The 12487-nt window shown below is 68.2% G+C and carries 14 protein-coding genes and 1 riboswitch; of the genes, 6 read left to right on the forward strand and 8 right to left on the reverse strand.

Translation table 11 applies throughout. The features are described 5' to 3' along the window. The first annotated feature begins 7 nt into the window (after positions 1–7). Both AC07YZ_RS16715 and AC07YZ_RS16720 read left to right on the forward strand, forming a co-directional pair. The gene (locus AC07YZ_RS16715; protein WP_494795525.1) at positions 8–547 is read left to right on the forward strand and encodes an anti-sigma factor domain-containing protein; all 540 of its coding nucleotides are present in this window, start codon (positions 8–10) and stop codon (positions 545–547) included. An 8-nt stretch (positions 548–555) separates the two neighbouring features. Then, complete coding sequence (locus AC07YZ_RS16720) at positions 556–786, forward strand: DUF3079 domain-containing protein (protein WP_494795526.1); 231 nt, start codon at positions 556–558, stop codon at positions 784–786. 168 nt (positions 787–954) lie between these two features. Here AC07YZ_RS16720 and AC07YZ_RS16725 read toward each other — a convergent pair whose 3' ends face one another. Next, on the reverse strand, positions 955–1677 hold the full coding sequence (locus tag AC07YZ_RS16725) for an SIMPL domain-containing protein (RefSeq protein ID WP_226491675.1): 723 nt from the start codon (positions 1675–1677) through the stop codon (positions 955–957). Between the two features lie 84 nt (positions 1678–1761). On the opposite strand from AC07YZ_RS16725, the gene AC07YZ_RS16730 reads away from it, so the two are divergent. Together AC07YZ_RS16730 and AC07YZ_RS16735 are read left to right on the forward strand one after the other, a co-directional pair. After that, positions 1762–3078, forward strand: coding sequence for a Y-family DNA polymerase (locus AC07YZ_RS16730; RefSeq protein WP_494795527.1), 1317 nt, complete (start codon positions 1762–1764; stop codon positions 3076–3078). Continuing rightward, the gene (locus AC07YZ_RS16735; RefSeq protein WP_494795528.1) at positions 3041–3886 is read left to right on the forward strand and encodes an enoyl-CoA hydratase-related protein; all 846 of its coding nucleotides are present in this window, start codon (positions 3041–3043) and stop codon (positions 3884–3886) included. Before AC07YZ_RS16730 ends, AC07YZ_RS16735 begins: the two co-directional genes overlap by 38 nt. Positions 3887–3901: 15 nt before the next feature. Here AC07YZ_RS16735 and AC07YZ_RS16740 read toward each other — a convergent pair whose 3' ends face one another. From AC07YZ_RS16740 to AC07YZ_RS16750, 3 genes are all read right to left on the reverse strand, one after another. Next, positions 3902–4249, reverse strand: coding sequence for a DUF1161 domain-containing protein (locus AC07YZ_RS16740; protein WP_494795529.1), 348 nt, complete (start codon positions 4247–4249; stop codon positions 3902–3904). A gap of 80 nt (positions 4250–4329) precedes the next feature. Further along, positions 4330–4857, reverse strand: coding sequence for a 6,7-dimethyl-8-ribityllumazine synthase (locus tag AC07YZ_RS16745; RefSeq protein ID WP_494795530.1), 528 nt, complete (start codon positions 4855–4857; stop codon positions 4330–4332). 91 nt (positions 4858–4948) lie between these two features. After that, a riboswitch (FMN riboswitch) is annotated at positions 4949–5116 on the reverse strand. Positions 5117–5179: 63 nt separating this feature from the next. Beyond that, positions 5180–6397: a 6-phosphofructokinase gene (locus AC07YZ_RS16750; protein WP_226491671.1), complete on the reverse strand. Its 1218-nt coding sequence runs from the start codon at positions 6395–6397 to the stop codon at positions 5180–5182. Between the two features lie 189 nt (positions 6398–6586). Here AC07YZ_RS16750 and AC07YZ_RS16755 point away from each other — a divergent pair, with 189 nt between their 5' ends. Then, entirely contained in the window at positions 6587–7333 is a 747-nt protein-coding gene (locus AC07YZ_RS16755; RefSeq protein WP_494795531.1) for a class I SAM-dependent methyltransferase, read from the forward strand. Between the two features lie 66 nt (positions 7334–7399). On the opposite strand, the gene AC07YZ_RS16760 is transcribed toward AC07YZ_RS16755, so the two are convergent. Further along, positions 7400–8359 (reverse strand): Bug family tripartite tricarboxylate transporter substrate binding protein, encoded by a 960-nt coding sequence (locus AC07YZ_RS16760; RefSeq protein WP_226491669.1) that lies wholly within the window; start codon positions 8357–8359, stop codon positions 7400–7402. 201 nt (positions 8360–8560) lie between these two features. On the opposite strand from AC07YZ_RS16760, the gene AC07YZ_RS16765 reads away from it, so the two are divergent. After that, positions 8561–9619: a histone deacetylase family protein gene (locus AC07YZ_RS16765; protein ID WP_494795532.1), complete on the forward strand. Its 1059-nt coding sequence runs from the start codon at positions 8561–8563 to the stop codon at positions 9617–9619. A gap of 173 nt (positions 9620–9792) precedes the next feature. On the opposite strand, the gene queF is transcribed toward AC07YZ_RS16765, so the two are convergent. From queF to yaaA, 3 genes are all read right to left on the reverse strand, one after another. Then, positions 9793–10644 carry an NADPH-dependent 7-cyano-7-deazaguanine reductase QueF gene (queF, locus tag AC07YZ_RS16770; protein ID WP_226491667.1) on the reverse strand — a complete coding sequence of 284 codons (852 nt, stop codon included), beginning with the start codon at positions 10642–10644 and terminating at the stop codon, positions 9793–9795. A gap of 138 nt (positions 10645–10782) precedes the next feature. Continuing rightward, positions 10783–11652, reverse strand: coding sequence for a 2OG-Fe(II) oxygenase (locus AC07YZ_RS16775; RefSeq protein WP_226491666.1), 870 nt, complete (start codon positions 11650–11652; stop codon positions 10783–10785). 25 nt (positions 11653–11677) lie between these two features. Beyond that, a complete protein-coding gene (gene yaaA, locus AC07YZ_RS16780; protein ID WP_494795533.1) occupies positions 11678–12454 on the reverse strand; it encodes a peroxide stress protein YaaA in 777 nt (258 codons plus the stop codon). Positions 12455–12487: the final 33 nt, after the last annotated feature.

A 12487-nucleotide genomic window follows, 5' to 3' on the forward strand; every position in this document is an offset into this window, starting at 1 on the left:
TCCGACCATGACCGACACCCAGCCCCCCGCCAGCACCGAACCCATCGCCAGCCCCGCCTCGCGCCGCGTCAGCCCCTGGTGGCGCGCGCTGGCCATCTTTCTGCTGCTGGTGTTGCTGGTGGGCTGGGCCGCAAGCAGCAGCATGATGACGCAGCTGCAGGCGCAGATCCAGCACGCCCAGGCCCGGCTGACCGAAGTGCCGCAGATCCGCCAGGTGGCCGTGCTGCTGGACGACCAGCAAAAGCCCGCCATGCTCGCGACCCACAACCCCAAAGACGGCGCGCTGCTGCTGCAGCGGCTCAACGACGTGAAAGAGGGCCGCGAAGACAGCATGCAGGTCTGGGCCATCGCCGGCGACGCCGCGCCGCGCTCGCTGGGCGTGATCGAGAGCAAATACAAGACGCTGCAGATGCCGGTGAAAGAGACCGATCTGCAAGGCGTGACCGAGCTGGCCGTCAGCGCCGAGAACAAGGGCGGCGTGCCCGCCGGCACCGGCCCCAGCCTGCCCTGGCTGTTCAAGGGCTGGCTGGTGCAGAAGTCGATCTGAATCGCGACTTGGCCAAACGCTTCCCCATCAACCCAGCCCACCCCGAGCGCAACTGCTGGGGCTGCGACCGCTTCTGCGCGGCCGATGCCCTGCTGTGTGGCAACGGCTCGGAGCGCACCCAACACCCGATCGAAACCTTCGGCCCGGGCTGGGAAAGCTGGTCAGGCATTCCCGGGGACATGGATGGCGACACGCCTGCGGCAGAGGCGCCTGCCGCCGATGCCCGCGCCACCGGCTGAACCCATCCAGCCCGGCGTGGCCTGCCTGCGACCGATCACCTCAGTTTTCCAGCTTCCGGAGCCCCCCCGACGCACGAAGCGGTGCCACCCAGGGCACCGCCGGGCCGGCTTTGCCGGACGGCCAGTGCCGCCCCCTGGGGGGTAGCGCGAAGCGCTGCGGGGGGTGCCTTACCTCAATTCATACTCGAACGTGCTCACCACCCGCAGCCGCTTGGTGCGTGAGCTGCCATCGTCAAAGTCGTTGCCGTCGTCGCCGGTGATGCGGATCGCGCCCTGGTTGGCGTTTTTCAGGGGGCCGAGGCGGGCGCCGGCTTCGGCCGCGAACTTGTCGGCCTGCTCGCGTGCGTTGCGCGTGGCTTCGGCCAGCAGCGGTGCCTTGATGTCGTTGAAGCCGCGCAACTGGTAGCGCGGACCGCTGGCGCCCTCGCCCTCGCCGCCGAGCTGCATGCCGCTCTGGATCAGCGGGTCCACCGCCAGCGCCGCTTTTTCGACCTCGCCCACCCGCGCCGATTTCACCAGCACCTGGCCCGTGCCGTTGAAGCGCAGCGGCTGGTTGCCCTGCGCGTATTCGCGCGCAAACAGGTCCTGCACCTGCAGCGGCCGGGCTTCCACCTCGGCCTCGGTGAAACCGCGCTGTTGCAGGAAGGCCAGCACTTTGTCGCGGTCGGCCGCGAGCGCCTGTTGCACGCTGCCGAACTCGTTGCCGGCGCGCCGAAAGCTCAGTGTCCAGATGGCGAAGTCGCTCTCCACGTCCTTTTCGGCCAGGCCCTTGACGGTGACCGAGCGGTCCGACATGCGAAAGCGCTCCAGGCCCTGGCTCACCGCGAAACCGGCGGCGGCGATGCCCGCGCCCACGAGCAGGGCGGCGATCAGGCGGGACAGTGTGTTCATGTTTCAACTCCCGGGAAAAAGGCGGTGCGACGGCGCCGCTCTGGTCGGCCATCTTAGACCGCGGCGCGGCGCATCCACAGCGCTATGCTTGGCGCCGTGACCCGACCCGCCCACCCGACCGACCCCCTGCCCCGGCGCATCGCGCACCTGGACATGGACGCGTTTTTCGCGTCGGTGGAGCTGCTGCGCTACCCGCAGCTCAAGGGCCTGCCGGTGGTGATCGGTGGCGGGCGGCGGCGCGAAGACGACGTGATCGCGCGTCTGCGCGAGGCCTACCCGGAGCGCGATTGGTCCGACGGCGACCTGAGCCGCATCCCGCTCGACTTCTTCCCCCGCCTGGCCAGCTACACCGGGCGCGGCGTCATCACCACCGCCACGTACCCGGCGCGCCAGTTCGGCGTGGGCTCGGCCATGGGGCTCATGAAAGCGGCCAAGCTCTGCCCGCAGGCCATCCTGCTGCCGGTGGATTTCGACGAGGTGCGCCGCATCTCGCGCCTGTTCAAGAGCACTATCCTGGAGATCGCGCCGGTGATGGAGGACCGCGGCGTGGACGAGGTCTACATCGACTTTACCCACGTGCCCGGCGGCCAGCGCGAGGGCGGGCGCGTGCTGGCGCGGCTCATTCAAAAGAGCATCTTCCAGGCCACCGGCATCACCTGCTCCATCGGCGTGGCGCCCAACAAGCTCATCGCCAAGATGGCGAGCGAATTCAACAAGCCCAACGGCATCAGCATCGTCTGGCCCGAGGACCTGCAGGACAAGATCTGGCCGCTGCCCTGCCGCAAGGTCAACGGCGTGGGGCCCAAGGCCGACGAGAAGCTGCAGGGGCATGGCATCCACACCATCGGCGATCTGGCCGCGCGCGAGCCCGGCTGGCTGATCGAGCACTTCGGCAAGAGCTACGGCCGCTGGCTGCACGCCGTGAGCTGGGGCCGCGACGACCGCCCGGTGGTGACCGAGAGCGAGCCGGTGAGCATGAGCCGCGAGACCACGTTCGACCGCGATCTGCACGCCGTGCGCGACCGCGCCGAGTTGGGCGCGGTGTTCACGCGGCTGTGCGAGCAGGTGGCCGATGACCTGCAACGCAAAGGCTACGCCGGCAAGACCATCGGCATCAAGCTGCGCTACGACAACTTCCAGAGCGTGACGCGCGACGTGACCATCGACCACTTCACCGCCGACGCCGCCACCATCCGCCGCCAGGCGGGGCTGTGCCTCAAGCGCGTGGACCTCTCGCGCCGCATCCGCCTGCTGGGCGTGCGCGTGGGCAAGCTGGTCAAACCCGGGACAGAAGACGGGCCACACGCGGGCTACAGTGAAAACACCATCGCCAAACCCCGAACCGCCAAAGACAAGGCCACCGATGAACACACCGACCTGCTTTTCCCTGAGCTCGACTGACGACCAAGTGGCCCACCTGGTGCTCAACCGGCCCGACACGCTCAACACCATGCACCCCACCTTCTGGCGTGAGCTGGACGAGGTGCTGACCCGCATCCACACCGAGGGCACGGCGCGCGCGCTGGTGATCAGCAGCACCGGCAAACACTTCAGCGCCGGCATGGCGCTGGAAACCTTCAGCGGCGCCATCGCCATGGACGACCAGAGCCCCGAAGGCCGCGCCGCCATCTTCGACCTGCTGACCGACATGCAGGCCACGTTCACGAAGATCGAGAACCTGCGTTTCCCGGTGATCTGCGCCATCCAGGGCGGCTGCATCGGCGGCGCGGTGGACATGGTCACGGCCGCCTGCATCCGCTACGCCACGGTCGACGCGTTTTTCTGCATCCAGGAAATCAACATCGGCATGGTGGCCGACGTGGGCACGCTGCAGCGCCTGCCCAAGCTGATCCCGTTCGCGGTGGTGAAGGAAATGGCCTACACCGGGCGGCGCCTGCCGGCTGCCCGGGCGCTGGCGTATGGGCTGGTGAACGAGGTGTTCGACACACCCGAGGCCATGCTGGCCGCGGCGCTGCAATGCGCGAAAGAGATTGCGGGCAAACCGCCGATCGCGATCTGGGGCACCAAGCAGGCGGTGGGCTACGCGCGCGACCACTCGGTGGAAGACAGCCTGCGCCAGATGGGCTGGCTGCAGGGCGCGATCTGGAGCAATGCGCATGTGCGCGAGTCCATCATGGCCATGAAGGAAAAGCGCGCCGGCGACTTCACGCCGCTCTCGCCGCTGCAGTCGTTCAAGGCGCTGGGCTGAACGACCGCGGCATGTTCACGGGGCGCAGTTGCCGCCTCGGGACACCGTGCCGTCCTTGCATTCGGTCAGGATGTCATCGTCGCGCGACGGACGCGGCCTGGCCGCGGGCTGCACCGACGGCGGCGTCACGCGGGCGGACGCCGGCCCCCTGGCGTACACGATCTGCTTCGTGCCGTTGCCACACGAGCCCACCACCTCACCCACCACGGCCGCGCCCGCGTCCACCGTGGTCACCGAAAAGTTCGTCACACCGGTGGCACTGATCTGGGTCTCGATCTTCGCGCGCAGCGGCTCGCAGTTGTCGGCCCAAGCGGCACCGCTGGCGAGCAGGGCCGCAAAGACAGGGAAGGAACGTTTCAACATCGGATTCGGGGCCCGCGCCCAGTCTGCAAAAAGGCGAGTCTACCGATGACCGGCCGCGAGGGCCAGATGGCATCCCGCACTCACGCCGCCAACAGCGCCTCCAGCCGCTGCAGCCCGGCCACCACCTGCAGACAGGCCTCGGCCGCCTCGGTGCCCTTGACGGAGAAGTGGCGCAGGAAGTACTTGCGGTGCTCGGCATGTTCGTGGAAGTGGTGCGGCGTGAGCACGGCCGAGATCATGGGCACGCCGGTGTCGAGCTGCACGTCCATCAGCGCCTGCACCACGGTCTGCGAAACGAAATCGTGGCGGTAGATGCCGCCATCCACCACCAGCGCGCTGCCCACCACGGCGGCGTAGCGGCCCGAGCGCGCCAGGCGCTGGGCGTGCAGCGGGATTTCAAACGCGCCGGGCACGTCGAACACGTCGATGCTGGCCGGCCCGAAGCCGGCCCTCGCCATGGCCTCAAAGAAGGCGTCGCGCGCCTGGTGCACGATGTCGGCGTGCCACGAGGCCTCGACGAAAGCGAAGCGCAGGCCCGGCGGCAAGGCGGGCTGTGGCGCAGCGGGGGAAGAAGGAACGGAAGCAGCGATGAAAACTGTCTGATTCATGGTGGCCTCATGGCAAAGAGGGTGGCACAGAATCAGGGCGCACAAGCACACGCGCCCACGGCGGCGCAACAGCACCGCCCGGGCAGCATGCTCGCGCTCTCTTGCATCCGGACTGTGACCGTCGGTCCCGGGATCTCACCGGGTCTGCTGACCCTGCGCACCGAAATGCGCAGGCGCTCGCGGCACTCGTGCGGTCGTGGTGGAACACCACGCCGCCATCACCGCCGGTGGGGACTTTCACCCCGCCCTGAGAACGCTTGTCGCCCGGCACGGCGGCCGGGCTCCGGCATTGTAGGCAGACGCGCCGCGCCCGCCTGTCGCATCAGTTCCGTTTGAGCACCTTGGCCACGGGGTTGTGCCGCAGGCGGAAGGCGTCGGGCATGCCCGAGCCGAGCAGGGGCCGCAGGTAGAGGCGGAAGGCGTCGGTCACGTCGGTGCCGCTGGGGGCAATGAACTCGTCTTCCATGGTGCGGGTCTTGCCGGCCACGGCGTCGAGCGGCAGCAGCTCGTAGTCGGCCGAATAGAAACCGGTGCGCTTGATCGCCACCGAGCCGTCGACCTGGCCCCACATGGCGAACTGCACCGCTTTTTCGCCCACCTCGCGCGCCTCGCGCTGGTCCACGTCGCTCACGCAGCCGATGAAGCTGCGCTGCAGGTAGCCAAAGGTGTCGCCGCGCACGCGCTTGATGCCCAGCTTGGCCTTGATCTCTTCGCACAGCAGGTCGGCCAGCGCGCCGGTGCCCGAGAGCTGCACGTTGCCGTGCGCGTCCTTCTCCACGTCCTTGGCCAGCTGGGTGATGATGGGCTGGCCCGAGGCGTCGTGGATGCCCTCGCTCACCGCGATCACGCAGCGGCCATGGCGTTCGACCATGGTCTTCACGTCGGCCAGGAATCTCGGAATCTCGAACACGCGCTCGGGCACGTAGATCAGGTGCGGGCCATCGTCCGGAAACTTCTTGCCCAGGGCCGACGCGGCGGTAAGGAAGCCCGCGTGCCGCCCCATCACCACGCCCACGTACACACCGGGCAGCGAGGCGTTGTCGAGGTTGGCGCCGGCAAAGGCCTGGGCCACGAAGCGCGCCGCCGAGGGGAAGCCCGGCGTGTGGTCGTTGCCCACCAGGTCGTTGTCGATCGTCTTCGGGATGTGGATCGAGCGCAGCGGGTAGTTGGCCTTGCGCGCCTCTTCGCTCACGATGCGCACCGTGTCGGACGAGTCGTTGCCGCCGATGTAGAAGAAGTGCTCGATCTCGTGCGCCTTGAGCACCTTGAAGATTTCCTGGCAGTACTTCAGGTCGGGCTTGTCGCGCGTGGAGCCCAGCGCCGAGGCCGGGGTACAGGCCACCGCTTCGAGGTTGTGGCTGGTCTCCTGGGTGAGGTCCACGAACTCTTCGTCCACGATGCCACGCACGCCGTGGCGCGCGCCGTAGACCAGTTTCACGTTCTGGAAGCGCCGTGCTTCCAGCGCCACGCCCACCAGCGACTGGTTGATGACGGCGGTGGGGCCGCCGCCTTGGGCGACGAGGATTTTTCCGGATGGCATGGGTCAGCTCCTTCGATGGCTTCGTCGAGAGAAAAATGGCGCCGTGCGCCAATGCCGAGGCATCGACGGCCAATATAGCCCAGCACGCTGCGGCCCGCGACCCGCGCCGGATACCCCACGATCCGATGGGCCGAACGGGAGCGTACGATGTGCGCTCTCGCCCCCGAAACCCGCACGCCGAACGCCCACATGCCCATGTCTTCCGACGCGTTTTCCTACTCCGGCAACGAGCTGGAGAATTTTGCCGCGGCGGTGCACTGGAAGGCCTACTGGGGCAGCGAGATTGCACCGTTCCTGGGTGACGAGGTGCTCGAACTCGGCGCCGGGCTGGGCGCCACCGCCAGGGCCTTGAACCACCGGCCGTACCGCAAATGGGTGGGGCTGGAGCCCGACGTGGGGATGTGCCAGCAGGTCGAGCGCATGCTGGGCCAGGGCGAGCTGCCCGCCGGGTACGCCATCCGCAATGGCACGTCCTGCGATCTCGGGGCCGACGAGGTCTTCGACACCATTCTGTACATCGACGTGCTCGAACACATCGAACACGACCACGAGGAGTTGCAGCGGGTGGCCCGCCATCTGGTGGACGGGGGCCACATCGTCATCGTGGCCCCGGCGCACAACTTCCTGTACACCGAGTTCGACCGCAAGATTGGCCACCACCGGCGCTACAACAAGGCGCTGCTGCGTGCTGCCGTGCCGGCGCCATTGCGCATTCGGAAGATGCACTACCTCGACAGCGTGGGCATGCTCGCGAGCCTGGCCAACCGGCTGGTCCTGAAATCGGACTCCCCCAGCGCCGGCCAGATCCGGCTCTGGGACTCGGTGATGGTGAGGGCTTCGCGCTGGGTGGTGGACGCCCTGACCCTGCACAGGCTGGGCAAGAGCATCGTCTGCGTTCTGGAAAAGGAAACCCCGAGCAGCTCTGCCCCGGCGTGAAGCGGGCATAAGAAAAGCCGCGACCCTCGCGGGGCGCGGCTTTCAAACCGTGGCGTTGAACCCGGGTCAGACCATGCCGGCGCGCACCATGGTGGCCCGCAGCGCGGAGAAGTCGCGGTCCACGAACTCGTCGAAGGCCTTGCCCGTGAGCAGCGCGGGCGTCCAGTTGTTCTTCTTCAGCGCTTCGGCCCAGGCCTTGCTCTTGGTGGCCTTGACGATCATCTCGGTGAGCGCGTCGCGCTGCGCCGGCGTGATGTCCGGTGCGCCGTACACGCCGCGCCAGTTGCCGATCTCCACGTCGATGCCCTGCTCCTTGAGCGTGGGCACGTTGATGCCCGCCACGCGCTGGCCCGAGGTGATGCCCACGGCCTTCATCTTGCCGCTGTCGATGTATTGCTGGAATTCGCTGTAGCCGCTGCCGCCCACCGTGACGTTGCCGCCCAGGATGGCCGCCGTGGCCTCACCACCCCCACGGAAGGGCACGTAGTTGATCTTGGCCGCGGGCACGCCCACCGACTGCGCGATCTGCGCGGCCGCGATGTGTTCGGTGGAGCCGCGCGAGCCGCCGCCCCATTTGACGCTGCCGGGGTCTTTCTTGAGCTGTTCGACCACGTCTTTCATGCTCTTGAAGGGCGAGTTGGCCGGCAGCACGAACACGTTGTATTCGGTGGTCAGGCGCGCGATGGGCGTGAGCTGGGTGATCGACACCGGGGGTTTGCCGGTGATCAGGCCGCCGAGCATGACCGCGCCCATGACCATGAGGGCGTTGGGGTCGCCCTTGCTGGCGTTGTAGAACTGGGCCAGGCCGATGGCGCCGGCCGCGCCGCCCTTGTTTTCGAAGGTGACCGAGGAGGCCACGCCGGCGTCGCGCAGGGCTTCGCCCAGGGCGCGGCCGGTGCCGTCCCAGCCACCGCCCGGGTTGGCGGGGATCATCATCTTGATGTTGGCGTTGGCCCAGGCCAGGTTGGGCAGGGCTCCAGCGGCGGCCATGGCGGCCAGGGACTTCAGGAAGGTGTCGCGACGCATGCTTGTCTCCTTGGGGAGTGATTGGACAGGGGAATGATCTGGCCGCAAGCTGTCACTTCGCTGTCCAACCGCTCAGGACAAACCCTTACCGCGACACCCGGCGGGCACACGGGTCGATGTACATTGCCATCGCCACTTGCGACACGCCCGACTGCGCAACCAGAAGCACTGCGCCGCCCTCCACACCCCGCCACATCCCCCATGAAGACCTTCCACAACCCCCACCACGCCCTGCACCAGGGCCAGCAGGAGATGTTCCGCGGCCGCATGGTGCCTTGTCACGAAGTGCCCGCACGGCTGGACTTCGTATTGGCCGAACTGCAGCGCCGCCCGCTGGGTGCGCTGGACACCCCATTGGTTGACGAGGCCACGCTGGACGCCGCCATTGCCCGCGTGCACAGCGCGCGCTACACACGGTTCCTCGCCAGCGCCTGGGACGAGTGGGTGGCCATGGACCCGGCGAACGTGCAGCGCGACGCCCTGCCCTCGGTGTGGCCGCTGGGCAACCGCCACGGTTTTCGCAACGACGTGCTGCCGCAAAACTTCGCGGCGCGCCTGGGCCTGTTTGCCTTCGACTCGGGCTCGCCGCTGATGGCCGGCACCTGGGCCGCGGCGCGTGGCGGCGCGGCCTGCGCGCTGGCCGCGGCGCACGAGGTGCTGGGCGGTGCACGTGTGGCGTTCGCGCTCACTCGCCCGCCGGGCCACCACGCCGGGCCGGACTTCCTGGGCGGCTACTGTTTCCTGAACAACGCGGCCATTGCCGCTCAGGCGCTGCGGGATGGCGGCCAGCAGCGCGTGGCGGTGCTGGACGTGGACTACCACCACGGCAACGGCACGCAGACCATCTTCTACGAGCGCGCGGATGTGCTCACGGTCTCGATTCACGGCGACCCCGCCACCGAATACCCCTTCTTCCTCGGCCATGCGGACGAACGCGGCACCGGGGCCGGTGAAGGCTTCAACCTCAACCTGCCGCTGCCGCGCGGCACCCACTTCGCCACCTGGCGCGCCGCGCTGGGCCAGGCGCTGGACGCGGTGAAGGCCTTCAACGCCGATGCGCTGGTGGTGCCCATGGGCCTGGACACCTTCGAGGGCGACCCGATCTCGGGCTTCACGCTGCAAAGCAGCGATTACTTCACCGTGGGCGAGGCGCTGGCCGGCGCCGGTCTGCCCACGGTGTTCACCTTCGAAGGCGGCTACGCGGTGGACGCGGTGGGCACCAACGCGGTGAACCTGCTCGAAGGCTTCAACCGCGCCTGATGAGCCCCCACGCTCCGCCGCTGCGCGGGTCGCTGCCCCCCCGAGGGGGCTGATCCGCCTTGGGACGGCCCGGCGGCGGATCTGTGACCCCCACGCTCCGCCGCTGCGCGGGTCGCTGCCCCCCGAGGGGGCTGATCCGCCTTGGGACGGCCCGGCGGCGGATCTGACCGGCCTCACTGCCGCGCGGTGCGCACGTTGGCCGGCGGCAGTTGCGGATGGCTGGCGCGCCAGGGGTTGATGTCGAGCCCGCCGCGGCGTGTGTAGCGCGCGTACACCAGGAGCTTGGCGGGTTTGCAGCGCGCCATGATGTCCATGTAAATGCGTTCGACGCACTGCTCGTGGAATTCGTTGTGGTTGCGGAAACTCACGATGTACTGCAACAGGCCGGCCTGGTCGATCTGCGGACCGCTGTAGCGGATCTGCACGCTGCCCCAGTCGGGCTGGCCCGTGACCAGGCAGTTGCTCTTGAGCAGGTCGCTGACCAGGGTCTCTTCCACCGGTTTTTCGTCGAACGCGGCCGTGAGCAGCTCGGGCGCGGGCTGGTACCGGCTGCACTCCACGTCCAGCCGGTCAATGCACAGGCCGTCGAGTTCGTGCACCGGTTCGCAATCGAACAGCTCGGGCAGCAGCACCCGCACACCGGCGCTGGCCTGCACCGGCCCACCGTGCCAGATGGCCGCGCTCACGTCCGCGCGGATGCGGTCGCGCACCGCGTCCGCGCTGGCAAACACCGTGTTGTTGAAGCTGTTGAGGTAGAGCTTGAACGACTTGCTCTCGACGATGTGCGTGCTCTCGCAAGGCACAGTGATGTGCGCCAGCGCCACCTGCGGCTTGCCCTTGGGGTTGAGCCAGCTCAGCTCGAACGCGGTCCAGAGATCGGCGCCGAGAAAAGGCACGCTGCCGCTGATACCAATCTCGCGCCGCTTGGGTTCGCGCGGCAGAGGGAACAGCAGCGAAGCGTCGTACTGGTCAATGTAGGCCGAGGCCTTGCCGAGTTGGGAGTGTTCGGGGGAGTTCTGGTTCATTTCAAATGTCTTCCATATTGAAGCCGATCGGCGACGCACGAAGCGGCGCCAACCCGGGAACACCGCGGAACCGGCTTTGCCGGGCCGCTGGTGTTGCCCCCTTGAGGGGAGAAGCGCCGCAGGCGCTGCGGGGGTGTTTCACACGAACTCGCGCTCGCGCAGCCATTTGGTGGCCACCCACTTCTCGCCCTCGATCACCGGTGCGCCACCGTGCAGGGTGCGGGTGGCCGGGTGCGGCCGGTCGTAGCTGAAAAACACCGCGTTGCCACGCACCGGCGCCACCTCCAGGCCCACGTCCGGAAAGATGGTGCCACCGCCCCGCGTGGGCTCGTTGAGGTACATCAGCAGCGTGGCCACGCGCTGCCCGCCCCGTTTGAGGATGGTCGGCGTGCCCGGTTCGACGGGGTCGAAATAGTCGTAGTGCGGCTTGTATTCGGCCCCGGGGCGGTACTGCAGCACCTGGATGCCTTCGCCGTTTTCCAGCGGCCAGCGCAGCAGGCGCGCGATGCGCTGCTCGATGCGGGTCACCAGTTCGCCCTCGCCCCGGTTGAAGAACATGCCGTGGCTGGTGCGGTCGGGGTTGAGCTCTTCGCCGCCGGTGCGCGTCTCCACGGTGAGCGAGCGCGCCAGACGGGGCCGCGCGGCCTCCACCAGCGCATCGCACTCCTCGGCGCTCAGCAGACCGCCGAGCAGCACCACGCGCGGCAGGCCCAACGTCGCAATCACATCCACCCAGCGGTCGCCGGCGTCGATGCGGCGCGGCGACTGCGTGAGGTCCAGCCCGGGCATGCGTTCGCCCGCGCCGCTCGCCGGGCCCGCTGCCAGCGCGGCAGAGTTCGGGGCCCGCGCGCGCCGGGTCTGCAGCGCGCCGTCCAGCGCCGACGTGGCCAGGTCCTCTTTCCAACCGGCCTGGACCATGGCCTCGATCACCGCTTCGGGCAGGTGACCGAGGCGGATCTGCTCGGCGACCCACTGGCGCAACTCGGGGGTGATGGACTGCTGGCTCATGGCGTTGCTTCGAGCGCTCGGACGCTCATGCCTTCTGGTCGCGGCGGAACACCAGCCGGTCGGCCTCGGACGCGGCGGGCACGAAACGGTAACCCTCCAGGTCAAACGCCTTGAGCTGCTCGGGCGTGCTCAGGCGGTGCTTCACCGCGTAGCGCACCATCAGGCCGCGTGCGCGCTTGGCGAAGAAACTGACGATCTGGTAGCCGTCGACCTTGCGCTCCTCGAACACGCAGCTGACCACGCGCGGCTGCAGCGCGCGGCGGTCCACCGCCTTGAAATACTCTTCGCTCGCCAGGTTGATCACCACCGGGCTCTTGTCGGCCCGGGCGCGCTGGTTCAGGTAGTCGGCGATCTGGCTGCCCCAGAACTGGTAGAGGTTCTTGCCCCGGGGTGTGACGAGGCGCGTGCCCATCTCCAACCGGTAGGGTTGCATGCGGTCCAGCGGGCGCAACACGCCGTAGAGGCCACTGAGGATGCACAGGTGCTGCTGCAGCCAGTCGAGTTCGGCCTCGCCCAGGCTCTTGGCGTCCAGGCCCCCGTACACGTCGCCGTCAAACGCCAGCACCGCCTGTTTGGAATTTTTCGCGGTGAATTTCGGCACCCAGGCCTGGTAACGCGCCGCGTTCAGGCCCGAGAGCTGGTCCGACAGGCTCATGAGATCGGCGATCTGTTGCGGCGACTTGTCGCGCAACACCTCGATGAGCTCGGACGACTGCTTCACGAACAGCGGCTGGGTGTGCGTGGCAATGTGGGCCGGCGTCTCGTAGTCGAGGGCCTTGGCGGGGGAAATGAGGAACAGCATGGTGGGGGTGTGCGGCGGGCTGGAAACAAAAAA

Source organism: Hydrogenophaga sp. GW101-3F08, assembly GCF_059424585.1.